Below are 25270 nucleotides of genomic sequence, written 5' to 3'. Positions count from 1 at the left end.
TTTTTGCCCGACATTCGATATAAAAAAAAATGACAGAAAAAATTATTTAGTAAAAACATATTCTTTTTTTAATTTGAAACTTCACTAGAATCATCTTCTATAATGGAATCGAAACGATTCACAGCAACCCCTTCTGTCCTGACATACGTTTGCCTTCACTGTTTATGAAAAAAACTCTCGCCGGTTTTTTAGTCAGTGCCTGGCACACGACAAAACGGAGCCTTTGAAAATGATACTTTTTTCATCCACTCCACACCCCTCCCGCCTTTAATTCATTTCGACATAAAAACATTCTCAACACTCATCTTCCCGCCCCTTCTTCTGACGGAGTTTTTTAAATCATGCAGCGCATCATCAAGATACTCTGCACCTGTAGTGTCATTTCAGGCGCTGCAGGCGTACTTCCCGCAATGGCCAGTACAAATCCGCCAGTTACGCATACACATTCCGCTAACTCGCACCTGCATCGTCATATGCTTGTTGCCGGCAATACACATTCAACAACACACACAATAGCTGATGCAGGCCATGTAAACTTAACCCCTGCTGATCAGTTACCTGCAGTCGATGCGTCGGGTCAGCCGGTTAACGTTATCGGGCGCCATACGCATACAAATAACGGCAATGATTTTCTGGCTGCACCTAATAACCTCAGCCCTAAAATTTTACCCTCAGTGCCCGTTTCAACTATGGCCGGCACCCCTGTTAAAAAAGGCTTTTTCTATAACGTTCTGAAGCCGCTTAAAGATTACGGTATTACATTTCATGCTTTGCTGATCGATAACTTTGTCAGCAACGTTCAGGGTGGCGTGAAGCAGGGGTCACGCCTGCAAAACGCCCTGGGTGTTGTTGAAACAAACATCGACCTTAACAAGCTCATTGGCTGGAAAGGAGCTCAGATACATTTTGGCGAGGATTTCTTCTTCCTTCGTGATAATGACAAGCACTGGTCGCAGCAGGTTGGTGACAACACCCTGGGCTATCAGCCCCCTCACCTTTTCCGTGGCAACTATCTGAGTGAACTGACACTCGATCAGAAGCTTTTCAGCGACAAGCTCGAAATTGAAGCCGGCCGTGCAAACATCTCACGTTATTTCCTTATCCCGAACTGTAATCAGATCCTGACCTGCTTTAAAGATGTCTGGTCACAGGATGCTGGCATCAGCACCTTTGTGTTCGCAACATGGTCAGGCCATGCGATCTACCACATCACAAAATCATGGTACTTTCAGGCAGCAGCAACCGAAGTCAACAAAACCATCTATTATCAGAACGGCTGGAACTGGAACACAGATACAGCAACCGGTGCCACCGGCGTTGGTGAGATCGGGTATAAACGCGGCTTTGACGAAACAGCTTACCCGTCTATGTACGAATTTCTGGGATATTATAATTCATCAGCGACAACCACTACGGCACGCGCAACGACTGCATCAGGCGGTAGCTGGAAAGCAACGCAGCATACCGGCGGCATGTCAGGTATTTTCTTCACCGGACAGCAGTATATCTGGCGTGCAGACCATGGCACCACACGTGACCCGCATAATATGGCTGTTGCTATTTATGGTGGTGCAGGAACAGATTTTCAAAGCTACGCCCCTGTTAAAGCAGAAGCCTACCTTGGTGCATTTGTTCAGGCTCCTTTCAAATCGCATCCTCTTGATACCTACGGCGTTCAGCTGCACTGGACCAAGCTTGGCTCACGCGAAACGCAGTTTCTGGCTGAAGCCAACAAAGCCAGCGGTGGTGATGGTAAAGCACCAAGTGCAGCGCACCTGGTTGCTGATATCCATGCTCACGTTTTCCTCTTCCCTAATGTTGCGATTGAACCAAGCCTGCAATACGCTATCAACCCCAATACCTACTATGCGCCTATGACTGCAAAACATCCCCGTGATGCTCTTGAAGTTGGTGCAACACTCTTTGTTTATCTCGATAAAATGGCAGGTTTCCCATGATAGAAAAGCTCTCAGGACCAGCTCAATTTCCGCCTCGTGTCTGCATTGCCGGCATGGGGGGAATTGGCGGGTTACTGGCGGCACATCTGAATAAGCTGACACCCGACCTGTCTGTCGTCGCACGCGGAGAAACCCTCCGCGTGTTACGTCATGAAGGGTTATACTGCTCAAACGAAAACACTACATCACATCACAGACTTCAGGCCGACAGCCGCGCCCCTGACACCATTCAGGATCTGATTATACTGTGTGGAAAATATCACCAGCTCTCTGGCCTGCTTGATACGGTTAAACATGCCATTGGCCCGCATACAAAAATCATACCAGTTGTAAACGGCTTCCCCTGGTGGATGGCACACCCTGAAACACAGGCAATCCTGCAACCGGCACTTGACCCGGAGGGAACACTTAGCCAGCTCAGCCGTAATACTTTGTGTGGATGCGTAGCCTATACTTTTGCTCAGGTTGAAGCACCGGGGCATATCAGGGTGGCAGGTATCCCGCACTTTACACTTGGCGATGTCGAAAAAGGCAGTGGGTGCGCTGAAGATATTCTGAATATTTTCCATGAAAACAACAGTATTTTTCATAAAAGTGAGGATATCAGGAGAGATCTGTGGGCCAAATTATCCCTTAATGTTTCAACTAATCCGCTCTCGGTTATGTTTGAGGCCAGCCTGCACGAACTGACAACATCACCTGACGCTGTAAAACTGGCACTCAGCAGCCTTAATGAAATGCAAAATCTTGGCCGGGCTTATGGCCTCTCAGACCTGCCACCGACAGAGGCACTGATGAGCAAAATCGTGCAGGGCGGCAGGCATCCTACCTCTATGTTGCAGGATTACCGGCATAACCGCCCGCTGGAACTATCCGCTATGGGAGACGCCATTCTCCTCCTTGCGCGACACTACAATGTTTCCATGCCTGTGACTGAAACTGTGCTCACTCTGACCAGACGCAAGGCCGCCATAAAGCAAAACCTTTCTGCTGCGGCAGCATATAAGGACTAAAAATATGGAACACACTACAGAAGAAAAGCTGCGCATCCAGCTGGCTGAATGTTACCATCTGATCAATTATTTCGGATGGACTGAAATGATCTTCAATCATATTTCAGTGCGTCTGCCGGGCGAAGAACGCCGCTACCTGGTCAATACATTTGGCTTAAATTATGACGAAGTCACACCAGATAATCTGCTGATGGTCGATGCTGGCGGCCGTGTCATTACAAACGGTCCGACCCGCCCTAACCCGGCAGGATTTGCCCTGCATGGCGCCATTCATGCTGCGCGTGATGATGTGCACTGCATTATTCATACACACACAAATGCGGTGTGTGCGGTTGCGATGAAAGAAGAAGGTTTCAGCCACGATAACTTTTATGGTGCACAGCTCTTTGAGCGCGTTGGTTACCATGCCTTCGAAGGGATCACACTCTATGATGATGAACGCCCGCGTATGCTTGAAAGCCTGGGGAAAAAGCATGTGCTGGTGCTGCGCAACCACGGCCTTGCTGTTGGCGGTGCTGACATTCCCCGCGCTTTCTTCCTGCTATGGGTCGCTCAGCGCGCCGCTGAAATTCAGTGTCACACCGGCATGATACCGGGGAAAAACGTGATACTGAGCGAGGAAATCCGTCGTCGCTGCTCGCAGGATGCCGAAGGATTAATTGCCGGCTCGAGCGCTGCACAAAAAATGTTTGATGCTGCTGTAAGAAAAGTGCGTAAAGAGCGTGGCCCTCTCTGGCCCGGAGACAAAGTTTAATCACCCCCCACCCGATTATCTGCTGCCCTGGTCATCGCAGAGGCAGCAGAGCATGATACGCTGGTGACGAGCCCATCTCAAAGAGTGAAGCGGCCTCATACAGGCAACAGCGAAACAAAGAATGACTGAGACTATACACCACTTCACGTGACAGTTGTGCCTGAAGATGCGATGAAGAAACAAACATCGTGTAAATGCAGAGGCTGCGCGGAGGACAGGTGAATATTTCTTATCTATATCTCGGAGGTGCAATTATATCCGAGGTCCTGGGAACCACTTTTCTAAAACAATCTGAAGGGTTCTCAAAGCTTCTCCCTGGCCTTGCTACTGTCTTTTTTTACGGTTTTGCGTTGTACGCGCTGTCTCATACCCTCAAAACTATTCCTACAGGGGTTGCTTACGCAATCTGGTCTGGGGTCGGCATTGTTTTAATCAGTGCCGTAGCCTGGATATTTCAGGGGCAAAAATTAGATATCCCTGCCATTGCCGGCATGCTGCTGATTATTGCTGGTGTCGTTATCATGAACGTCTTTTCAAAAACTGGCGGGCATTAACGCTGCCGGCTGCGCGCCTGTACCTGAGACTTTACCGCAGAGCTGTGTATGCTCAGGTCTCTGAATGCTGACATGAGACGGACACGACATGACGAGATACAGACTTTATATTCTGACAGCATTGCCTCTGCTGGGAGCCTGCTCTCACACCGGTCAGCCACAGGAGAACTCACGAGCAGAGTTTCTTCGCTCAATGAGTGATTCATCTCCTTCCCAATATGCGACAGAGCAGTCTTCTCATGACAGTAAAATTCACGGATCTCTGTCTGTCGGAACAGGTGTGGGTTCAGGTCGCAGCTACAGCGCAGGGCCAGGCTACCGTGCATATGGCCAGGGCCAGGGACACGGCCTGAACCAGCCGGACATAATGAACGGAACAGATGCAGGATCGGTTAACAGCCCTTACAGCGAAGATCATTAATCTTTTTTACAGGCCAGCTCATAGTCAGACCACAAACCCATGCCGGGGATGTAGTTCCTGATGTTTCAGGGTGTGGTGACATACAGCTAAAAAAACTTCACTATGGCGGAGAGAGAGGGATTCGAACCCTCGGTACGATCACTCGCACAACGGTTTTCGAGACCGCCCCGTTCAGCCGCTCCGGCACCTCTCCGCTTCAGGCCTGAGGTTATAATTGCGGTTTTTTAGCCCGACAAGGCCGGGAACAACAAGTTTTTGTTGACGTAAGCCCTTTGCACCCCGTAAAAGCCCAACCATTCCACAAAGATGGAAGCATGTCGCTCATGCGGCACACGAAAAAAAGCCTCCACAGCTCTCGCCTGCACCCCGCCGCGAGAGGTTAAGAGACCCGAAAGAGAGACTCTGTTATCATGTTCGCAATTATTCGCACCGGCGGCAAACAGTATCGTGTTGAACCTGACATGATCCTGAAAGTTGAAAAACTTGAAGTCGAAGCCGGCGCAACCGTCACATTTGACGAAGTTCTTGCAGTTGGCGGCGAAGGTTCTGCCACCATCGGTGCGCCACTCGTTGCCGGTGCTCGTGTTACTGCCACAGTTGTCGCTCAGGACCGTCGCAAGAAGGTCATCATCTTCAAGAAGCGCCGCCGGCAGAACAGCCGCCGCAAAAATGGTCATCGTCAGCCGGTTACCATCCTGCGTGTTCAAGAAATCAACGCTGCCTGAATTACGCCCTAAGAGCGTATCAGTTTAAAGCAGAAGACCAGAAGAGGACCTGAGTTATGGCACAAAAGAAAGCGGGCGGTTCATCCCGTAACGGGCGCGACAGCGCCGGACGTCGTCTTGGCGTTAAAAAATTCGGTGGCGAAAGCGTCGTTGCAGGCAACATCATCGTCCGTCAGCGCGGCACAAAAATGAAGCCTGGCGTTAATATCGGTGTTGGTCGCGACCACACACTCTTTGCTCTGGTTGACGGCAGTGTTCGCTTTGAACGCCGCTCAGAAGGCCGTGTACACGTCTCTGTTGACGCACTGCCAGCTGCAGCTGAGTAAAGTATAATTTTTTCTGCCCAGGCTGGTTATGCCAAAGCAGAACAAAAGGCCGGTTCTGTGAGGATCGGCCTTTTTTACGTTTAGCTGCTGCTCACAAAGGTACCCCCCATGAAATTTCTCGACCAGGCAAAAATTTATGTCCGCTCAGGCGACGGCGGTGATGGCGTAACGGCTTTCCGTCGTGAAAAATATGTTGAATTCGGGGGGCCTGACGGTGGCAATGGCGGGCGCGGCGGTGACGTTTTCTTTGAAGCTGTCGCCAACCTCAATACGCTCATTGATTTTCGCTACACACAGCATTTCAGAGCCCGCAAAGGCGGCAACGGTGCCGGCTCTGACCGCACCGGCGCGGCGGCCTCCCCCGTCATTATTAAAGTGCCTGTTGGCACTCAGATTTTTGATGATGACCGCGAAACCCTTCTGGCTGACCTCGACGAACCCGGCAAACGGATCATGCTCTGCCGTGGTGGCGATGGTGGCTTTGGTAACGCGAACTATAAAAGCAGCACCAACCGCTCTCCCCGTCGCTCAGATAAAGGCTGGCCGGGTGAAGAACGCTGGGTCTGGCTGCGTCTGAAGCTAATTGCTGATGTTGGCCTGGTTGGCATGCCCAATGCTGGCAAATCGACCTTCCTCTCTGTTGTCTCGGCAGCACGCCCAAAAATTGCTGACTATCCTTTCACAACGCTTCATCCGCAACTTGGTGTTGTTCGTCTCTCCGTCGCTGAAGAATTTGTGATTGCTGATATCCCTGGCCTGATCGAAGGCGCACATGAAGGCACAGGCCTTGGCACGCGCTTTCTCGGCCATGTCGAACGCTGTGCTGTGCTGCTGCATCTGATCGATGGTTCAGCAGGTGATGTCGTTGACACCTGGCGCACCATACGCCGGGAACTCACAGAATATGGCGGGGGACTGGCCAGTAAACCCGAGATTATTGCACTCAACAAAAATGATGCCATGACCCCGCGTGAGGCCTCGGCTCGCCGCCGCGCCTTAGAAAAAGCGAGTGGCGCTTCTGTTGTGCTCATTTCAGCGGCAACCCGTCAGGGTGTACCTGAGCTGTTGCGTACAATTCAGAATCAGGTCACAGAGATACGCAATGAGGAGCGCGATAACGCCTCCTGATCTCGTTTCACTTCAAGCCGCTGTGGCAAACAGGTTCTGAGACTATGACCGGACGCGCTCTTCCCCCTTCCCTGACTTCTGCCCGACGCCTTGTTGTTAAAATCGGCAGCGCTCTGGTTGTGGATACTGAAAAAGCCCTCCCCCGGCAGGAGTGGCTGAACAGCGTTGCTGCTGACATTGCACAGCTGCACAGGCAGGGCACGGCCGTCACCGTAGTTTCGTCAGGGGCTATCGCCCTGGCGCGCCACAGCCTTGGCATGACAGGGCGTACACTGCAACTGGCGGAAAAACAGGCCGCAGCAGCTGTCGGGCAAATCAGCCTGGCGCAGGCCTGGAGCAAGGCCCTGCATGCTCATGGTCTGACTGCCGCACAGCTTCTTCTGACACCGGGTGATACGGAAGACCGAAAGCGGTACCTCAACGCCCGTGCCACGCTTGATACTCTTATAAAACTGAACTGTGTGCCGGTTATTAATGAAAACGATACCGTCGCTACGGCTGAGATCCGCTTTGGTGACAATGACAGGCTGGCAGCCCGAGTTGCACAGATGATCGATGCTGACCAGCTTGTTTTACTCTCTGACATTGATGGTCTCTACACAGCTGATCCCCGCCTTGACCCGACAGCACAACACCTGCCGGTTATCGACGCTCTGACACCTGAAATTGAGGCCATGGGTGGTGAGCCTCCTCCTGGTTATTCTTCAGGTGGTATGCGCACCAAATTACTCGCAGCAGATATCGCTACACGTTCAGGCTGTGCAATGGCTATTGCAAAGGGCCAGCCCCTGCACCCGCTGCGCGCTCTGCTGGATGGAGCAAGATGCTCCTGGTTCCTGCCGCGCACATGTAGCCAGGACGCCCGCAAACAATGGATTGCAGGCAGCCTGACCCCTGCAGGAAAAATTATTGTTGACCGGGGCGCTGTTGCCGCCCTGCAGCAGGGATCATCCCTTCTCCCCGCCGGGATTACGCAGGTTGAGGGACAATTTTCACGCGGGGATCTTGTGAGCGTTACTGACGAAGCCGGGCTGCTTTTGGCTCATGGCCTGTCATTTTACGATGCGGAAGCCATACGTCGGATCGCAGGGCATCATTCATCAGAAGTTGAAAAAATTCTTGGCTGGCAACATCATGACGAGATTATCCACCGCGATAACCTCGTTATGGTATAAAATAAGTTCAAGAGCCTGAACGTGTCGGAGGCCAGTTTAGCATTGGCTCCGTGCGTTCAGCTGCCTGCCTGCGCTGATCAGCATAATCAGGACGGTCCTGGCTAAAATCGATACGGTGTGGCTCTCTGTTCGCATCAGGCGCACGCTCATGCTCTGATTCTACCGGCGATTTTTGTGTATGCCACGGCATTGAACGCGCCCCGCGCGCCGTCGGGGCAGCCGTCATGTGCGGAACAGGCGGAGCACCACGACGGGGCTCATAAGCATCTGATACACGCGGCGCACGTATAGCCGGCAAAATAGCCGGCATTGCAGGCGGTTCTTCAGCACGGGGCGGAGGGGGTGGCGCAAAACGCACTTCCTCAACTGTTACACCACCAGATGAAACAGGTACCTGTGCATCAGGTGCAGGCACATCCCGCACGGCTGAAGATGATTTCTGCGCCTGTAAAGCAACAAGATGCATAGAGACAGAACGCAGATCAGCCTGAATTTCATGCTGCTGCAGTTCTATCTCTGCCAGACGGCCTTTAAGGCCAAACACGGCAAACGGAATCATCAGAAAAAACAGGCCGTACACCACAGCAGTGACGACAAGAAATACCTGCAGCCAGAGTGGCATCCACTCAGGAAAAAAATCTGACATCGTGCTCCTCTGACCCTGTTTTAAAATTCATCCGCCTGCCGGCATATGGCAGCTGAATTACATACCCAATGCCCGTCTGTAGATATCAAGCAGTGTTTCCTGCTCTTCCACTTCAGCGGGCTCCTGCTTACGGATACGGATGATCTGGCGAATCACCTTCACATCAAACCCGGCAGATTTTGCCTCCGTGAAAATATCCTTAATATCGCTTGCCAGAGCTTTGCGCTCTTCTTCCAGGCGCTCAACGCGCTCTATGATGCTGCGCAGGCGATCAGCGGCAACACCACCGGCTGCTGCGTCTTCACCACTGGAAAAACCTTCATTATCCATAGCGTCTGGTCCTCTGTTTTGTGATTCATAACCAGGCTGCCAGCCCCGGAGAGATATTACCACCCGCCCCACGACTATCAGAACCGACGGGATTATCGCGGCATGAGCCTGCGGTCAATTGCCTTGACAGCTATCCTCCTTCCGGACAAACCCTAAATCATGAAGCTGATATCTCTGCTATGACCTGTTACAGACTATAAACAAAAACAGGTAACAGGCCTGCCAGAGAAAAAAGCACTTCGCCCTCATTATTCTTGCGGGAGGAACCCAGGGACATGGCCCATATCAATCAAGTTGACCCGTTTGACTTTGTCATCTTCGGAGCAACCGGCGATCTGACCATGCGCAAGCTTCTGCCAGCTTTTCTGCGCCGTTTTCATGCAAAAGAGTTTGCCGATGAAGCGCGTATTATCTGCATTGCCCGCTCTGCCCATTCGGAGGATGACTACCGCCAGCAGGTCAGCAAAACTCTGCGCGAATTTGCCCCTGAGACAGCAAAGAGTACAGCCACGCTTAACCGCTTCCTCAAGCTGGTTCAGTATATCCCGCTCGATGCGACCAAAGCAAATAGCGACTGGTCTGGCCTGGAAAAAGCTCTGGCTGACCCGACTCGCATTCGTGTTTTTTACCTGGCGACCAGTCCCGCGCTGTATTCTCCGTTATGCGCAGCTTTGTCGAAACATGATCTTATCACCGATAAAGCCCGCCTCGTGCTTGAAAAGCCAATCGGGGTTGATTTCACCACCGCGACAGAAATCAATGACGGTGTAGGTAAGTTTTTCCACGAAAGCGCCATTTACCGGATCGATCATTACCTGGGCAAAGAAGGCGTGCAGAATCTTCTCGCACTGCGCTTTGGCAATCCCGTTCTTGAGAAACTCTGGTCCTCTGACGCAATTTCTCACGTACAAATTACCGCGGCTGAAACCGTTGGTGTTGGCACACGTGGCGCATATTACGATGAGTCAGGGGCTTTGCGCGATATGATGCAAAACCACCTGCTTCAGGTGCTGTGTATGCTGGCGATGGATGCCCCGGCCTCACTCAGCGCTGATGATCTGCGCAATGAAAAGCTCAAAGTACTCAATGCACTTCGCCCGATGACATCTGAAATGGTAAGGCAGAATGTTATTCGTGGTCAGTATACAGCCGGCCTGTGCGGGCAGGAAAATGTCTGCAGCTATCAGGATGATCTGGGCAAAGACCGCACATCAAATACTGAAACATACGTTGCCATCCGTACAAAAATCCGTACCAGCCGCTGGGGCAACACGCCGTTTTATTTACGCACCGGCAAACGAATGGCCGCAAAAACAACCGAGATTGTTTTGCAGTTCCGCCCGCAGATCTGGTCTATTTTCAGCAACACTCCTTCACCCGGGCGTCTGGTTATCCGCATTGCTCCTGAAGAGGGCCTGTCTCTGGTTCTTGCCAGTAAAGACCCTGGTGCAGGTGGTTTCAGAGTGCGGAACGCTGATCTTCAGATGCTTTATAATGATCAGTTCAACATTACCTACCGGGATTCCTACGAGCGCCTTCTGCTTGATGCTGTGAGAGGAAACCCGGCTTTATTTATCAGACGTGACGAAGTTGAAGCCTCATGGCGCTGGGTTGAGCCTATTCTGGCAACATGGCGCGAAGACCTTTCCCCCCTTGAACCTTATCCCGCCGGGAGCTGGGGCCCCGCGTCCGCCCGTATTTTACTGGCACGTGATGGCGCACTCTGGCATGAAGATATGCAGACATGAGCGACAAAACACTTCTCAACCCCAAAAAAACACCCAAAAAACGCACGTTACGCCAGCATGTTCTGCGCCGCCTGGTTATGGTTGTGCCTCTTATGCTGCTGATGATCGGGCTGGCTAAAACCGGTTTTCTCGATAAAATGGCTGACCGCTATACCTTCCGCGCTGAGAGCTGGTTTAATGACACGGCTCTTGTCAGTCACCTGCGTTTACTCGTAACGAGCAATGGTATGTCGCACGACAGACCTGACTGCCTGCTGTTTATCGTCAATGGCAACGACCCGCTGACCGCTTCACGTATTGACGTGATGCAAAAGCATTCAGGCACATGCCCCAACCCGGGCAAAGAACTGCCAAAACTCTTTACGTTGCAGATTGACCGAGTCAACCACACTATTATGTCTGACCAGGGGTCTCCGGGTGAATTCCACCCTGTTCCCTGAGAGCGCCTGCAAACGCCCTGCGCAGCATTTTCCCTCCGGCGCGCAGGGCCCGTTTACCGGGGGGCATAACCGCATAGAAATTAAGAAAACCGTGCAGGGCTCCTGAATAACAGGCATAAGCCACCGGTACACCTGCTGCCCTGAGAGCCTGCGCATAGCGGGCACCATCATCACGCAACGGATCACACTGAGCGGTCATGATAACAGCGGGAGCCAGCCCGGTCAGATCCTGAGCAAACCCGGGTGCAAAACGCAGATCTGTCCAGTTCTCTTTATGAGCAAGATACTGCGCTCCATACCATCTTAGCGCGTACTGCGATAAAAAATGCCCCTCACCATAATGCTCATGTGAGCGGGAAATATCATCACCATAAAGCGTAGGATAATATAAAAGCTGCAAAACCGGGCGGGGCAAACCTCCCTTTTTAGCCTGCTGCGCCAGAACGGCGGCAAGGTTCCCCCCTGCACTATCACCAGCCACGGCAACGTCCCCTCCCCAGTAATGGCGGGACTGCTCTGCAAGCCAGCGCAGAACAGCCTGAACGTCTTCCACTGCGGCAGGAAAAGGATGTTCAGGCGCCAGGCGATATTCAGGCATGAGCACAGCCGCCCCTGAACTTCGGGCAAGACGACAGCAGATACCATGATGGGAAGTCAGACCACAATGAACAAACCCACCACCGTGCAGAAACAAAACGACCCCTCTGACACGACCATATGGAATGTAAAGACGGGCACGCAGCATACCGTTAGCCCCAGGCACTTTCAGAGAAATTACCCGCCTGACCTGCAGAGATGACAGGCATGGTATAAAGGAAGGGCTATCTGTCACCTTACGCAACCGGGCTAAAAAAGCCTCCCTTACCCTGAGCTGATCATCCGGACTCAACGGAATTGCCGAAGGCTGATCTGCGTTCTTTTTCTGCTGACGGGCTGCCTGTTTCCTGATGCACCACAATAAAAATCGCGCAGAACGTGTCGGGCGCGCCGGGTCAGATGCCGCATGTGAAAACTCAGAACAACGCATATCCGAACCCTTTTTATGGTTTGTGAACAGTATCGGCAGTGCTAATTTTACCTGAAAAAATTCTCTTTATACATGCAGATGCTTATATAATGACCATTACCCGGCTTTTCGGCCTTGACCTGCAACGCATCCCGACGCAGGGTGCAGCCTCCAGGCGGTTGGACGGTCGCTGCTCTGCTTTGCAGAGGAGAGGAAAGTCCGGGCTCCACGGGAGAACGGTGCCGGTTAACTGCCGGCGAGGGCGACCTTAGGGAAAGTGCCACAGAAAACAAACCGCCTTCCGGGTTTTTTCATGGGAAACCATGGGACAAACTGAAGGTAAGGGTGAAACGGTGCGGTAAGAGCGCACCGCTCAGCTGGTAACAGCCGAGGCATGGTAAACCCCACCGGGAGCAAAACCGAATAGGGACAGCAGAAACCCCGCAAGGGCGTTTCAGAGGTTCTTCCGCCTCGCTGTCCGGGTTGGTTGCTTGAGGTATGCTGCAAGGCATATCCTAGAAGAATGACCGTCCAGGCTCCTTACGGAGCCGGACAGAACCCGGCTTACAGACCGCCTGGATTAACCTTCCTAAGTTGTTAATAAATATTAACAATTCGTTTATTCCTGATATTTTCATGAACAAAATAATCTCTCTGCCCAGGCGCAATTCAGGCAAACAATATTCAGACTTATTTTTTCTTTACTCTTCTCAAAGATACTTAAAAAACAAACCGTTTTCTGTTATTTTTTATCTGGTTTGAATTGCTTCCCATGAAATCCCATGCTATCCCAAATATTAACAGCAGAGTGTGATTCCAGTCTTGCTTTGCATCAGGCACGCAAACAAATAACAACCTGCAGCAGGGGAAAAGCATCGGGTGAGTGTGTTTCTTGGCACACATGAAAACAAATTTGACGCGAAAGGTCGCGTCTCAATTCCGGCCGCGTTTCGCACTGTTCTCAAAAGCCAGCATATGGAAGGTGACTCTCTGATGATACTTCGTCCCTCACATGTCATGCCGTGCATCGAAGCCTGGCCTGCTGCTGCTTTTTCTCAGCTGACCAGCTCGCTTGACCGCCTGGATATGTTTTCTGACGAGCACGATGATCTGGCCGCAGCCCTGTATGCAGATGCCTACCCTGCTGACCCCGACCGTGAAGGACGAATTATTTTACCTGACTTTCTGCGCGACCATGCCGGCCTGACCAGCAGTGCAACGGTAGCTTTTATGGGTGTCGGGCGCACCTTTCAGCTATGGGAGCCTGAAGCAGCGAAACAGCGCCGTGCTGAAGCCCGCCTGCGTTCACGCCGCGTCAATCTGCCTGCTGCCCACAAAAATGAGGGGCACAGCTGATGACCACTCCTCTTTTCTCACCTTCAGTGCCGGGGCACTCAGGCCACGTTCCGGTCATGCTCTCCGAAGTGCTTAGCGCTCTTGCCCCCACTGACGGAGAGACCTTTCTCGACTGCACGTTTGGCGGTGGCGGTTACACATCTGCAATCCTGAATAGTGCAGACTGCTCTGTTTACGCTATTGACCGCGACCCCCATGCTATCGACCGTGGTCAGGCTCTGGCTGGTCATTTCTTATCTGCGGACGGATCCCCTCGCCTTCACATGCTGCACGGCTGCTTTGGCGACATGAAAAATCTGGCCGAAGCAGCCGGTATTTATGCATTTGACGGCATTGTGCTGGATCTGGGTGTATCATCATTTCAGCTGGATGAAGCTGAACGTGGCTTTTCATTTAAGCAGGATGGTCCGCTCGATATGCGTATGGGGCGCGACGGGCAGACAGCGGCTGATCTTATTAATACAGCCCCTGAAACTGAACTTGCTGATATTTTCCATTATTATGGTGAAGAGCGTCATGCACGTCGCGTAGCGCGGGCCATTGTTGCCGACCGGGCTGCCACCCCCTTCACCACAACCCTGCAGCTGGCCGAACTTATACGACGGATTGTACCGGCTGATCGTTCAGGCATTGATACGGCGACACGTTCTTTCCAGGGATTGCGTATTGCTGTTAACGACGAACTTGGAGAGATCGAAAATGGTCTGACCCAGGCGCTTGATCTGCTCTCTCCCGGGGGCAGGCTCGTTGTTGTTTCTTTTCACTCCCTGGAAGACCGTATTACCAAGCGTGTATTTGGTAAGGCGACTGGTAAAACACAAAATATTTCGCGCTATGACCCGCGCGCTGTCACGTCACGCAGCGCAGAGAGTGAGTTTGTCACTCTGACTTCTAAGCCTTTGCGCCCTGGTGCAGATGAGTCTGATACCAACCGACGCGCACGCAGTGCGAAGCTGCGTGCTATCGTGAAACGCCCTCTCGTATCTTCTTCGCCTGCTAAAGGACAGACCGTATGATACCCCGGCCATTTACATGCTGCTCGGCTATTCTGGCGATTGCGTCGGGATTTTTTCTTTATACGAAGAAGCACCAGACAACTTTACTTGACCAGCAGATTTCAAGAATTGTCTCAGAAACACAGCATGTCAGGGCGCAGACGGCTATGCTACGAACTGAGTGGGCGCTGGAAAATCAGCCCGAACGTCTGACACATCTGGCAGAGCACCACCTCCCGGACCTTCACCCTATGGAACCGGTTCAGTTCGTGCGCATGGCTGACCTTGGTAAAAACCTGCCACCTTTATCCGGGCCTGTTATGGCTCAGGCTGCGGCCCCGTCCGTAGTTGCGGCAGTGGCTGTCAAACCTCCGGTAACGGCAGTAGTGGCCGTAGCGAAACCTGTTTCGCACCTGCCACAGGACGCGCATGTTCATACAACAGCTGTTTCTTACACCAGTGCAGAACCTGCCATCAGACCTGTGCAGACAACTCTTACTGTACAGTCACCTGCCCCGGCAGCTGTTCACCATACGCTCACCATAACCGGGGCAGCTGCACATGACAGCAAACCGCAGCCCGTAAAGGTGTTAACTGCACAGCTACCTGCTTCGCATGAGGTACGGTTACCTGCACCAAAAATTATGGCGGCTCAGGTCATACCATCTGCATTGCCTGTAGCGGTGCACACCCGGCAGGCGGAGGTACGCCACCCGCTGCCTCTTACCGTTGCCAGCTGGCACGCGCCACGAACCAGACAGGCTGCACCATCTTCAGAATCAGGATATGTGGAAGCGCGCGCCGGTTCATCTTACGACAGCGGATCTCTGCTCAGCCGCAGCGGAACCGAAATGGCACCTCCGGTTCCCGTATCAAACTAAATCTGCCTCTGTTTACAGCCTGAAAGTGTCTGCATCCTGCAATGGCCCGATCGCCTCAAGAATCTGGTCCGTCTTCACCCCCATCACGCACAGTACGCGTCACCGGGGATGACCTGCGCGCACGCGCGCATCGCGATAAAATGCATGTCAGGCTCCTTGTCGTTGCTGCCGGTTTCTTTGGTCTTTTTTCTGCCGTAGCCGTCAAGCTCTCCATCGCGACAGTCTTTGCTCCTATGGCACCTGAAAGCCGGCAGATTGCCCCGCAGGTACCTAAGATCCCGCAAATTGACCCTAAAGGCAGCCTGTCAGCTGATTTCTCTCTGCCTCAGGTACATCGGGCATCTGTTATCGACCGTAACGGGCAGACACTGGCTTTATCTCTGCCGGTTGCTCAGGTCTATGCTAACCCGCAGGAGCTGATTGACCCGCAGGATGTGGCTAAGAAACTTCAGTCTGTTCTGCATGACCTGAATTTAGAAGAGGTTACACGTCGCCTCTCGCTACCCAAACAGTTTGTTTATATTGCACGTAACATCTCCCCACAGCAGGAGATGGCGATCAACAACCTTGGTATTCCCGGTATTTATTTTGAGCAGGGTGAGCGCCGCCGCTACCCTCTTGGCCGCACAGCTGCCCATATTATCGGGGCGGTTGATATTGATGATCATGGTATTGCCGGGGTAGAGCGTTATTTTAACACACGCCTGATGTCTGACCGCACTCCCCTGCGTCTTTCTCTTGACGTGCGCGTGCAGTCAGTCGTCCGGGACGAGCTTGCTGCTGCTATGGCAACATTCCAGGCTATTGGTGCCTGTGCCATCGTGATGGATGTCCATACCGGCGAAATCATCGCCATGGTCAGTCTGCCTGATTTTGATGCCAATGATTTTGTGCACGCAAAAAATGATGAGCATTTTAACAGGGCAGTAACCGGGCTATATGAGCCTGGTTCTACTTTTAAACTTCAGACTGCTGCTATGGGGCTGCAAACCGGCACCATTCATATCTGGGACCGTTTTTCTTCTGTGCCCATTCATGTCGGACGATTCAAAATCTCTGACATGAAAAGTGATCATTTCACGGAATGGCTAAGCCTGCCCGAAGTGATGGCTTACTCATCCAACCCGGCAGCGGCACATATCGCGCTTGACGTTGGTGCTGTAAAACAGGCCGCCTGGATGAAAGATATGGGATTTTTTGCTCCCGTACCAATTGAACTGCCTGAAGCCGCCCGCCCACTCGTGCCTCATCGCTGGAGCCTTTCAACAACGATGACAGTCGGATTTGGTCACGGCATTGCAGAATCTCCCCTGGCCATTGTGCGCGGTACAGCAGCAACCGTTAATGGTGGGATACTGATTAAACCAACATTACTGGAAGCCGGTGAAGCCGCTGAATCTGTTGTTAAAGCCAGAAACGAAGCTCCCGCTGCTGATGCAAACCTGAGAGACCTGCAAAGCGCGGCCTTCCAGCAGGCTCTTACCCATGCTCAGGCACAGCAGGCTGACAGCACAGCAGACAACAAAGACGGTGATGACCCCCAGCCGACACCCCAGGGTAAGCGGGTTATCTCTGAACAGATATCAGCTCTCCTTCGCAGGCTGCTACGCCTTGATGTTACAAAAGGCACGGGTAAAACGGCTGAATCTCCAGGGTATTTTGTTGGCGGTAAAACGGGTACAGCTGAAAAAATCGGACCACACGGTGGCTATCTGAAACATACAAATATTTCAGCCTTCACCAGCATTTTCCCAATGAATGCACCACGCTATGCCGTGTATGTCATGCTCGACAGCCCCAAACCAACACCAGAGACACATGGCTGGACAACCGCAGGCTGGAACGCCGCCCCGACTGTGTCAAAAATTATCACGCGTATTGGTCCGATGCTACAAATCTTTCCTGACACGGCCCATGCCGCAGAAATTGATGCAGGCATGGCTTTACCCATGCACCCGACACCTCCCCGTGGTGTGCGCCCTCTGGGACCAGGCAACGACCCCGGAGACCCCCGTAAAGCCGAAGCCGCACGCAAAGCCATGCAAATGGCTGAAAAACGCCTGAGAGCCCAACAAAAAAAACAATCTGCTGAGGTCATGGACGAATGAGCCTTTCTCTCCCCGCCCTGTGTCACGCAGCACATGTGCCTGTGTCTTCTCATGAGCACAGTCTTTTTCACACCGTCACAATCAGCGCCGTCACGGCTGACAGCCGTGCTGTTACGCCGGGTACTTTATTTGTTGCCTTGCCGGGTACAAAAACTGATGGGCGCGCTTTTATCGCCAGTGCCGTCACTCAGGGGGCCGCTGCGGTTCTTATGCCTGATGATGACACTCCCTGGCCATCCGACGTGCCACAACGCCCCCTTTTGCGTGCGGAAAATCCACGTAAGGCTCTGGCTCTTATGGCTGCTGCCCTTGCAGGCCGGCAACCGGCACCGCTGGTGGCGGTAACCGGTACAAATGGCAAAACGAGCACTGTTGGTTTTTTACGCCAGCTCTGGGCTCTGCATGGTTTTCGGGCCGCTGCCCTTGGCACACTGGGGCTGACCGGCACTGACCTGCCCCCGCTTAAAATGCCTGCGCTCACTACACCTGACCCTGTCGCACTGGCAAACGGTCTTGCTACTCTTGCACAGGCTGGGGTTAATCATGTTGCTCTTGAAGCCTCTTCTCATGGTTTGCAGCAAAACCGTCTGGATGGTCTGCATCTGACTGCTGCGGGCTTTACAAATCTGACACGCGACCATCTTGACTACCACGGTACGCCAGAGGCCTATCGCACGGCAAAACTCAGATTATTTTCTGAACTCTTGCCAGAGGGCGCTGTCGCAGCGGCCAATGCTGATATGGACCCGCAAACCCTTGCCGCACTGCGTGAAACAGCAAAAGCGCGCAAACTTACCCTGCGCACAGTTGGCTCTGAGGGCGATTATATCCGCCTGATCTCACAAACCCCTCTCCCCACAGGGCAGGAAATCGTGATTGATGCAGATGGCAGCCGTCATACTCTGACGCTTTCTCTGCCTGGCCGGTATCAGGTTGACAATATCCTGCTGGCTGCAGCCCTCGCCGCACAAAATGACATATCCCTGCAGGATGTTATCGCCCTCCTCCCCGGACTTGAAGGTGTAAAAGGCCGGATGGAACGGGTGCTGATGCTGCCTGACGGGGCTGCTGCCTATGTTGATTATGCACACACACCTGATGCCCTTGCCAGCCTTCTGGCCTCTTTACGCCCGCACACACAGGGTCGTCTGATTGTCGTATTTGGTGCAGGCGGAGACCGTGACCGCGGCAAACGCCCGCTTATGGCCCGGGAAGCGGCAAAAGGTGCTGATATTGTCATCATCACAGATGACAACCCCAGAACTGAAGACGCCGCCTCCATCCGTGCTGAAGTCAAAAGCGGCGCCCCTGATGCCCTCACCATTGGCAACCGCAGAGATGCTATAGCTAAAGGGCTGTCACTGTTAGCCCCTCAGGATATTCTTGTCATTGCCGGTAAAGGCCACGAGCAGGGACAGATTATTGGCACTGAAATACATCCTTTTGATGATGCCTCCGTCCTGCGCGAACTGGCAGGTGTTATATGACCGGACCACTCTGGACCGCTGAGGAACTGACAGCCGCAACCGGTGGACATTTTACCGGCCCATGCTCAGCTCTTATCACCGGTATTTCTATCGATACCCGCACCCTTGCTCCTGGTGATTTGTTCATTGCCCTGAAAGGCGAGAACAGTGACGGACATGCCCATATCAGCACAGCGCTTGAAAAAGGTGCGGCTGCGGTCATGGTGCATGATGCGATATCGTCTGATGACCCACGCCTGCTTGTTGTGTCTGATACCCTGAGCGGGCTTCAGGCTCTGGCTATGGCAGCCCGCGCCCGCTTTGCCGGCAAAACGATTGCCGTCACCGGCAGTGTTGGTAAAACGACCACCAAAGAAATGCTGCGCGTCGCCCTGGGCGCACTTGGGCAGGTGCATGCGGCTGAAGCATCATATAACAATCACTGGGGCGTCCCCCTCACGCTGGCACGCCTGCCCCGTGAAGCAGCATTCTGCATCAGTGAAATCGGCATGAACCACCCTGGCGAAATTTCGCCGCTGGCTCATATGGTTCGCCCAGATATTGCAGTTATCACCACCATCGCATCAGCTCACATCGGCTACATGGGCAGCCTTGATGCTATTGCTGAGGAAAAATCTGCGCTCATTTCTGCTCTGCCCACAAATGGCATTGCTGTGATACCTGACGATGCACACGGCCAAAGCTTTTTTACACAGGCAGCCGCTGCGGTTCACGGCACATTATGGTCCTGTGGTCAGAAGCCCGATAGTACCGTCAGAGCATCTGACCTGCATATGATGGCTGAAGGCTCTTCTTTTCAGGCGAGCACACCACACGGTACAGTCTCTGTGCGGTTAAACGCACCGGGTCAGCACCTGGTGCGCAATGCTCTGGCAGCACTGGGCGTCGTAGCCGCCCTGAAAGGTGACCTGCCGCGTGCCGCAGCTGCCATGGCCTGTTTCTCCCCGGGGAAAGGACGCGGCGCTTTTACTCACATTGCAGGCGGCGCCATAACACTGCTTGACGAGAGCTATAATGCCTCAGCAGCTTCTGTTAAAGCAACGCTTGAGACACTCAGACTGATTCCTGCCAGCCGTCATATTGCCATACTGGGCGATATTCGCGAGCTGGGTGATTTTTCAACGACCGAACACGCCGCACTGGCTCCTGTTGCTGCTCAGTGTGCTGATCTTATTTTTTGCTGCGGACCACACATGAAATCCCTCTATGATTCTCTGCCTCATGCGAAACAGGGCGCATGGGCTGAAAACTCTGCTGCCCTGGCCCCTCTTGCCTGCGCTGCCCTGCGGCGGGGGGATGTGCTTCTGGTTAAAGGCAGCCTTGGCAGTCGCATGCGTGTCGTTATCGAAGCTCTCACTGCTCTGTCTCATGTGGAACCCGCCTGATGCTCTCCTTTCTCTCCTCTCTTAGCCTGCATGATGGCCATGTTCCGCTTATCAACCTCCTGCGCTACATCTCTTTTCGTGCCGGCTGCGCCTGCCTGACAGCACTGGTCGTGTCGCTGTTTCTGGGCAAACCTCTGATTGCCATGCTCAGACGTATCCAGCGTGGCGGACAGCCCATCAGAGCGCTCGGACCAGAGCGCCACCTGGTTGAAAAAGCCGGCACCCCAACAATGGGTGGTGTGCTTATTCTGATCTCAATGCTGGTTTCCATATTATTATGGGGTGACCTGTCTAACGGGCTTTTATGGGCTGTAATGCTGACTACTCTTGGCTTTGGCGGCGTTGGCTTTGCCGATGATTATCTGAAGCTTTCAAAACGCAATACGGATGGTGTGTCGAAGCGCGCGCGACTTGGCAGCGAGTTTCTGATCTCTCTGCTCTGCGGATGGTGGCTGCAACACATGATGCCACCTGACCTCGCCAATAAAGTGGCCTTTCCGTTTGCTAAAGACCTGTTGCTGCCACTCGGCTTTGCTTTTCCGCTTTTTGCCATGATCACCATTACCGGATTTGGTAATGCTGTGAACTTCACTGATGGCCTTGATGGCCTGGCTATTGTGCCTGTTGTTATTGCCGCTCTGGTCTTTGGTCTGCTGTCTTACGTTGTCGGGAATCATGTTTTTGCTGATTATCTACAGGTGCATGCCGTACCAGGTGCCGGTGAACTGGCCGTTTTCTGTGCAGCCCTGATTGGTGCCGGCTTAGGGTTTTTGTGGTTTAACGCACCACCGGCTTCGGTATTCATGGGCGACACCGGCTCTCTCTCTCTTGGCGGGGCGCTGGGGGCCCTGGCAGTTGCCATTAAACATGAGCTGGTACTGTGCATTGTTGGCGGGCTGTTTGTCATTGAAACCTGCTCCGTTGTGATACAGGTTTTCTGGTATAAACGTACAGGACGTCGTATTTTTCTGATGGCGCCCATACACCATCATTTTGAGAAAAAAGGCTGGGCTGAACCGAAAATCGTGATCCGTTTCTGGATTGTCTCTATCGTTCTGGGGCTGTGCGGCCTGGCCACGCTGAAACTACGATGACACATATTTTTCCTGACACTCTTTTTACAGATCATCGCTATGCCGTGCTGGGTCTGGGGCGCAACGGCAGCCCCGCAGCCATAGCCCTGGCGCAAATGGGTGCGAGCGTTCAGGCATGGGACGACAGCGAACAGGCACGTAATGGCCTGCTTGCTCTTATTGCCCGGCAACCTGCTGACATACAAAACCGCCTTACTCTTGCACCACCTGAAACCTTCGATGGCTTTTCTGCTCTGGTGCTGTCTCCGGGTATTCCCCACATCCTGCCGGCTCCGCACCCGGCAGCAGCCCGCGCCCGTGCAGCAGGTATACCTGTTCTTTCAGATGCTGAACTGCTGTTTCAGGCTGTGCGTAAAGCTGGCAGCAAGGCACGCTTTGCCGGCATTACCGGCACAAATGGCAAAAGCACGACCACAACCCTCCTCGCTTATATCCTTGAACAGGCTGGCATGCCTGTTGCGGCGGGAGGCAATCTCGGCCCCGCGGCACTCAGCCTGCCACTTTTGCCGGACAACGGTGTATATGTGCTTGAGATGTCATCCTACATGCTTGAGCGCCTTGAGAGCATGCATTTTGATGTCGCCTGCCTGCTTAACCTGACACCTGACCATCTTGATCGTCATGATGGCATGAGCGGATATACCGAGGCCAAAAAGCAGATCTTTAAAGGTCAGACACAAAACGACCTTGCTGTTGTCGGCATTGAAGATAATTTTTGCCGCGCTGTCATTGATGAGTTACGGACAAAAAACTGTAACTGCATAACCATCTCGGGCAACCCTGATGAACCACAGGCTGATATTTTCGCAGACGGAAAAATACTCCGCCGCAAAACGGAAAAGCTCGCCTCTGCGGGTCCTGCCCTGCCAGGTAGTCACAACGCACAAAATGCAGCGGCAGCATGGGCTATGGCAGAGTTTCTGGGCGTTAATCCTGACGTTATCCGTCAGTGCCTTTCCTCTTTTGCTGGATTACCGCACCGGCAAAAAATTGTCGTACAGCATCAGGGGGTAACGTTTATCGATGACAGCAAAGCCACGAATGCTGATGCAACAGCGCGGGCGCTCGACTGTTATGAAAAGCTGATCTGGATTGCCGGTGGCATAGCAAAAGAAGGTGGTATTGACTCACTTTCATCATATTTCCCGCGTATCAGACATGCTTTCCTGATCGGACGCGATGCTGAAAAGCTGGCAGAAACACTCCGTGCGCATCAGGTCCCCTTTACGGTTGCCGGCACGCTTGACAAGGCTGTGCCTGCGGCTTTTGCTGAGGCAAAGAGCTCACAGACACCTGTTGTGCTGCTCTCCCCTGCCTGTGCAAGCTTTGACCAGTTTTCAGGTTTTGAAGCACGTGGGTTATATTTTCAGCAGCTGGCACAGGCTCTGACGAACCCGTCTGTTTCTCAGCCAGGAGAAAGTATCTGATGCCAGGCTTTTCCCGCAGTGATGATTCCCCCTTTGGGCGATGGTGGCGCAGTGTTGACCGCACAACGCTCATCTGTGCCTTCATTCTGATCGGGTTTGGCTATATTCTTATGCTGGCTGCAAGCCCTGCTGTTGCAGTACGTATCGGCGCATCGCGCAATATGTTTATTTTAAAGCAGGTGATGTTTCTCACCGTTGCCGGTACGATTATGACCGGCGTTTCAATGCTGTCGCGCAGAACTGTTCTCAGACTGGCTATGGTCTGCGGGGCGCTGATGCTCGGGGCAACCCTGCTGACACTGGTGCATGGCATTGAAATTAAAGGGGCTCGCCGCTGGATTGCACTGCCACTTATGTCTCTCCAGCCTTCTGAGTTTCTGAAACCCTGTTTTGCTGTGGTTACCGGCTGGCTTCTGACACAGCGGCGCCTGTCACGCTATCTGCCAGGGATGCTGATCGCTTTTGTTCTGTATGGCATTATCCTCATGCTGCTTAAATCGCAGCCTGACATTGGCATGCTGACCGTCGTAACGCTGGTATTTCTGATCCAGCTTTTTGTCGATGGTCTGAGCCTGGCCCTGGTCGGCGTTGGTGTTGCTCTTATTATTGCTGCTGGCATTTCAGCCTTTTTTCTGTTTCACCATGTGCGCTCACGTGTTGAGCGCTTTCTGCACCCTGATGTAGGCGACCATTATCAGATTGACACTGCACTGCGTGCTTTTGGCAATGGCGGCCTGGCCGGGCGCGGTCCAGGTGAAGGGCGGGTTAAAGACCTGCTGCCAGATGCTCATGCTGACTTTGTTTTTGCCGTTGCAGGCGAGGAATATGGCATGATTGTTTGCATGCTTATCATTCTTGTCTTTAGTGTTATTATCATCCGCACGCTGCTGCGCCTTATTCGTGAAGATAATGCTTTCGTCGTTATTGCTGTAACGGGACTTATTTCTGGTTTTGGGTTTCAGGCTTTTGTAAATATGGCTTCAACCCTGCATCTGATCCCGACCAAAGGCATGACACTACCCTTTATTTCTTACGGTGGCTCTTCAGCAATGTCGATTGCTCTGGCTCTGGGTATGGTCCTCGCTCTGACCCGCCATCAGCCAGGGGATCGCGCAAATTTTGGTTCACCCCTTTTAACCCCCCGAACACAGGGACGCACACCATGAGCACATCACGCACCATTGTGATCGCAGCCGGCGGAACGGGCGGACATTTTTTCCCCGCGCAGGCTCTGGCAGATGAGCTGAGTGCCCGCGGGCATACCCTTGTACTTATGACCGATGAGCGCACGGGCGCTATCAGTGAGGGTGTCTTCTCCAAAGGTCAGCAGTTTACCCTGCCTGCCTCAGGCGTGGTGGGGCGTAACCCTCTGCGCGCGCTGAAAGCCTGCCTGACACTTCTCAAAAGTGCATGGAAAGCCCGCTCACTGCTGCAAACCATCAGGCCTGATGCTGTTGTCGGCTTTGGTGGCTACCCCTCCGTTGCTCCCCTGCTGGGTGCGCGGCTTATGGGTAAGACACACCCTCCGCTGATCATCCACGAAGGTAACGCCATTCTTGGGCAGGCTAATGCTGTTCTCTCCCGCTTTGCTGATGTCATTGCGACATCCTTCCCGACCGTAGCCCGCCTGCCAGTTGGCACCCATACCGTGCTGACGGGCATGCCGGTACGTCCGGCCATCACCGCACTGGCAGGCGAGCCATTTACTCCACCTGGCGAAACTATCAGCCTGCTGGTATGGGGAGGTTCGCTCGGGGCTACTGTTTTTTCTGAAGTATTGCCGGCTGCACTGGCACGCCTTTCCCCCGAGCTGCGTAAGCGCCTGCGCGTAACACAACAAGCCCGCAAAGCCGATATCGAGGTCGTGCGCAAAACATATGCAGAGCTTGGCCTGAATGCCCGTGTTGAGTCCTTCCTCAGCGATGTGCCCGATCTTCTCAGGTCAGCGCATCTGGTTATTGGCCGCGCCGGAGGGTCATCCATTGCAGAGCTGACTGTTGCCGGGCGCCCTTCCATTCTCGTTCCACTGCCCATAGCAGCCAGCGATGAGCAGACTGAAAATGCCAAGGCCATCACCTCTGCCGGAGCAGGCTGGATCATGCGCCAGCCCGACTTTACGCCTGTTGCTCTGGCATCACGCCTCACAGATTTACTTACCTCACCCGATGAGCTTGAGCGCGCTGCAGCCGCAGCTGCCAGGCTTGCCCGTCCCGATGCCGCCAGACACCTGGCTGACAGTGTAGAAGAATGCTTTCATCTTTCCCCATCTTCAGTAAACCAGCCTCCTCACAGCCCTCAGAAAACAGTCTGAAT

Annotated in this window: 24 protein-coding genes, 1 tRNA gene and 1 other RNA gene; 22 read left to right on the top strand and 4 right to left on the bottom strand. The window is 53.2% G+C overall.

Translation table 11 applies throughout. The features are described from left to right. Positions 1-341 precede the first annotated feature (341 nt). The 5 genes from HK25_RS01740 (at position 342) to HK25_RS01715 (ending at position 4700) form a co-directional block, all read left to right on the top strand. Complete coding sequence (locus tag HK25_RS01740) at positions 342-1958, top strand: carbohydrate porin (protein ID WP_086554580.1); 1617 nt, start codon at positions 342-344, stop codon at positions 1956-1958. Further along, positions 1955-2971: a ketopantoate reductase family protein gene (locus tag HK25_RS01735; protein ID WP_086635105.1), complete on the top strand. Its 1017-nt coding sequence runs from the start codon at positions 1955-1957 to the stop codon at positions 2969-2971. Before HK25_RS01740 ends, HK25_RS01735 begins: the two co-directional genes overlap by 4 nt. Positions 2972-2975: 4 nt before the next feature. Beyond that, complete coding sequence (locus HK25_RS01730; RefSeq protein WP_086554578.1) at positions 2976-3725, top strand: class II aldolase/adducin family protein; 750 nt, start codon at positions 2976-2978, stop codon at positions 3723-3725. A gap of 224 nt (positions 3726-3949) precedes the next feature. Then, a complete protein-coding gene (locus tag HK25_RS01725; RefSeq protein WP_233127582.1) occupies positions 3950-4279 on the top strand; it encodes an SMR family transporter in 330 nt (109 codons plus the stop codon). Positions 4280-4367: 88 nt separating this feature from the next. Continuing rightward, positions 4368-4700: a hypothetical protein gene (locus tag HK25_RS01715; protein WP_143295951.1), complete on the top strand. Its 333-nt coding sequence runs from the start codon at positions 4368-4370 to the stop codon at positions 4698-4700. A gap of 103 nt (positions 4701-4803) precedes the next feature. Here HK25_RS01715 and HK25_RS01710 read toward each other — a convergent pair. Further along, a tRNA-Ser gene (locus HK25_RS01710) sits at positions 4804-4893 on the bottom strand. 217 nt (positions 4894-5110) lie between these two features. On the opposite strand from HK25_RS01710, the gene rplU reads away from it, so the two are divergent. The 4 genes from rplU to proB all read left to right on the top strand — a co-directional run bounded on the left by rplU (position 5111) and on the right by proB (position 8054). Continuing rightward, positions 5111-5425, top strand: a complete 315-nt coding sequence (rplU, locus tag HK25_RS01705) for a 50S ribosomal protein L21 (protein WP_086554575.1) — start codon at positions 5111-5113, stop codon at positions 5423-5425. 56 nt (positions 5426-5481) lie between these two features. Then, entirely contained in the window at positions 5482-5751 is a 270-nt protein-coding gene (gene rpmA / locus HK25_RS01700) for a 50S ribosomal protein L27 (protein ID WP_086554574.1), read from the top strand. A gap of 108 nt (positions 5752-5859) precedes the next feature. After that, positions 5860-6879 carry a GTPase ObgE gene (gene obgE, locus HK25_RS01695; protein ID WP_086554573.1) on the top strand — a complete coding sequence of 340 codons (1020 nt, stop codon included), beginning with the start codon at positions 5860-5862 and terminating at the stop codon, positions 6877-6879. 44 nt (positions 6880-6923) lie between these two features. Next, positions 6924-8054 (top strand): glutamate 5-kinase, encoded by a 1131-nt coding sequence (proB, locus tag HK25_RS01690; protein ID WP_086635103.1) that lies wholly within the window; start codon positions 6924-6926, stop codon positions 8052-8054. Between the two features lie 7 nt (positions 8055-8061). Here the strand turns inward: proB and HK25_RS01685 are convergent, their stop codons facing one another. After that, positions 8062-8700, bottom strand: coding sequence for a hypothetical protein (locus HK25_RS01685; RefSeq protein WP_086635102.1), 639 nt, complete (start codon positions 8698-8700; stop codon positions 8062-8064). Between the two features lie 57 nt (positions 8701-8757). Then, a complete protein-coding gene (locus HK25_RS01680) occupies positions 8758-9030 on the bottom strand; it encodes a DUF2312 domain-containing protein (RefSeq protein WP_086554570.1) in 273 nt (90 codons plus the stop codon). Positions 9031-9305: 275 nt separating this feature from the next. On the opposite strand from HK25_RS01680, the gene zwf reads away from it, so the two are divergent. Then, positions 9306-10778, top strand: a complete 1473-nt coding sequence (gene zwf / locus HK25_RS01675; protein ID WP_086554569.1) for a glucose-6-phosphate dehydrogenase — start codon at positions 9306-9308, stop codon at positions 10776-10778. Then, positions 10775-11218, top strand: coding sequence for a hypothetical protein (locus tag HK25_RS01670; RefSeq protein WP_086635101.1), 444 nt, complete (start codon positions 10775-10777; stop codon positions 11216-11218). Before zwf ends, HK25_RS01670 begins: the two co-directional genes overlap by 4 nt. On the opposite strand, the gene HK25_RS01665 is transcribed toward HK25_RS01670, so the two are convergent. Next, positions 11172-12245, bottom strand: coding sequence for an alpha/beta hydrolase (locus tag HK25_RS01665; RefSeq protein WP_086635100.1), 1074 nt, complete (start codon positions 12243-12245; stop codon positions 11172-11174). The genes HK25_RS01670 and HK25_RS01665 overlap by 47 nt on opposite strands. A 150-nt stretch (positions 12246-12395) precedes the next feature. On the opposite strand from HK25_RS01665, the gene rnpB reads away from it, so the two are divergent. The 11 genes from rnpB (at position 12396) to murG (ending at position 25268) form a co-directional block, all read left to right on the top strand. Continuing rightward, positions 12396-12807: RNase P RNA component class A (gene rnpB, locus HK25_RS01660), an RNA gene on the top strand. A 296-nt stretch (positions 12808-13103) separates the two neighbouring features. After that, positions 13104-13580, top strand: coding sequence for a division/cell wall cluster transcriptional repressor MraZ (mraZ, locus tag HK25_RS01655; protein ID WP_086554566.1), 477 nt, complete (start codon positions 13104-13106; stop codon positions 13578-13580). Further along, complete coding sequence (gene rsmH / locus HK25_RS01650) at positions 13580-14596, top strand: 16S rRNA (cytosine(1402)-N(4))-methyltransferase RsmH (protein WP_086635099.1); 1017 nt, start codon at positions 13580-13582, stop codon at positions 14594-14596. The genes mraZ and rsmH overlap by 1 nt, the downstream gene beginning before the upstream one ends. Next, positions 14593-15456 (top strand): hypothetical protein, encoded by an 864-nt coding sequence (locus HK25_RS01645; RefSeq protein WP_086635098.1) that lies wholly within the window; start codon positions 14593-14595, stop codon positions 15454-15456. Before rsmH ends, HK25_RS01645 begins: the two co-directional genes overlap by 4 nt. 41 nt (positions 15457-15497) lie before the next feature. Next, positions 15498-17564: a penicillin-binding protein 2 gene (locus HK25_RS01640; protein ID WP_086635097.1), complete on the top strand. Its 2067-nt coding sequence runs from the start codon at positions 15498-15500 to the stop codon at positions 17562-17564. Continuing rightward, positions 17561-19051 carry a UDP-N-acetylmuramoyl-L-alanyl-D-glutamate--2,6-diaminopimelate ligase gene (locus tag HK25_RS01635; protein ID WP_086635096.1) on the top strand — a complete coding sequence of 497 codons (1491 nt, stop codon included), beginning with the start codon at positions 17561-17563 and terminating at the stop codon, positions 19049-19051. Before HK25_RS01640 ends, HK25_RS01635 begins: the two co-directional genes overlap by 4 nt. Continuing rightward, the gene (murF, locus tag HK25_RS01630; RefSeq protein ID WP_086635095.1) at positions 19048-20436 is read left to right on the top strand and encodes a UDP-N-acetylmuramoyl-tripeptide--D-alanyl-D-alanine ligase; all 1389 of its coding nucleotides are present in this window, start codon (positions 19048-19050) and stop codon (positions 20434-20436) included. The genes HK25_RS01635 and murF overlap by 4 nt, the downstream gene beginning before the upstream one ends. Continuing rightward, positions 20436-21530 carry a phospho-N-acetylmuramoyl-pentapeptide-transferase gene (gene mraY, locus HK25_RS01625; RefSeq protein WP_086635094.1) on the top strand — a complete coding sequence of 365 codons (1095 nt, stop codon included), beginning with the start codon at positions 20436-20438 and terminating at the stop codon, positions 21528-21530. The genes murF and mraY overlap by 1 nt, the downstream gene beginning before the upstream one ends. Next, positions 21527-22957, top strand: coding sequence for a UDP-N-acetylmuramoyl-L-alanine--D-glutamate ligase (murD, locus tag HK25_RS01620; RefSeq protein WP_086635093.1), 1431 nt, complete (start codon positions 21527-21529; stop codon positions 22955-22957). Before mraY ends, murD begins: the two co-directional genes overlap by 4 nt. Next, a complete protein-coding gene (locus HK25_RS01615; protein WP_086635092.1) occupies positions 22957-24123 on the top strand; it encodes an FtsW/RodA/SpoVE family cell cycle protein in 1167 nt (388 codons plus the stop codon). The genes murD and HK25_RS01615 overlap by 1 nt, the downstream gene beginning before the upstream one ends. Further along, a complete protein-coding gene (murG, locus tag HK25_RS01610) occupies positions 24120-25268 on the top strand; it encodes an undecaprenyldiphospho-muramoylpentapeptide beta-N-acetylglucosaminyltransferase (RefSeq protein ID WP_086635091.1) in 1149 nt (382 codons plus the stop codon). Before HK25_RS01615 ends, murG begins: the two co-directional genes overlap by 4 nt. The last annotated feature ends 2 nt before the right edge of the window (positions 25269-25270 follow it).

Origin of the sequence: Acetobacter sp. DsW_059, assembly GCF_002153695.1 — a bacterium.
In the GTDB taxonomy this organism is placed as follows: Bacteria; Pseudomonadota; Alphaproteobacteria; order Acetobacterales; family Acetobacteraceae; genus Acetobacter; species Acetobacter thailandicus.
This window is presented reverse-complemented; position numbering and strand designations above follow the sequence as displayed.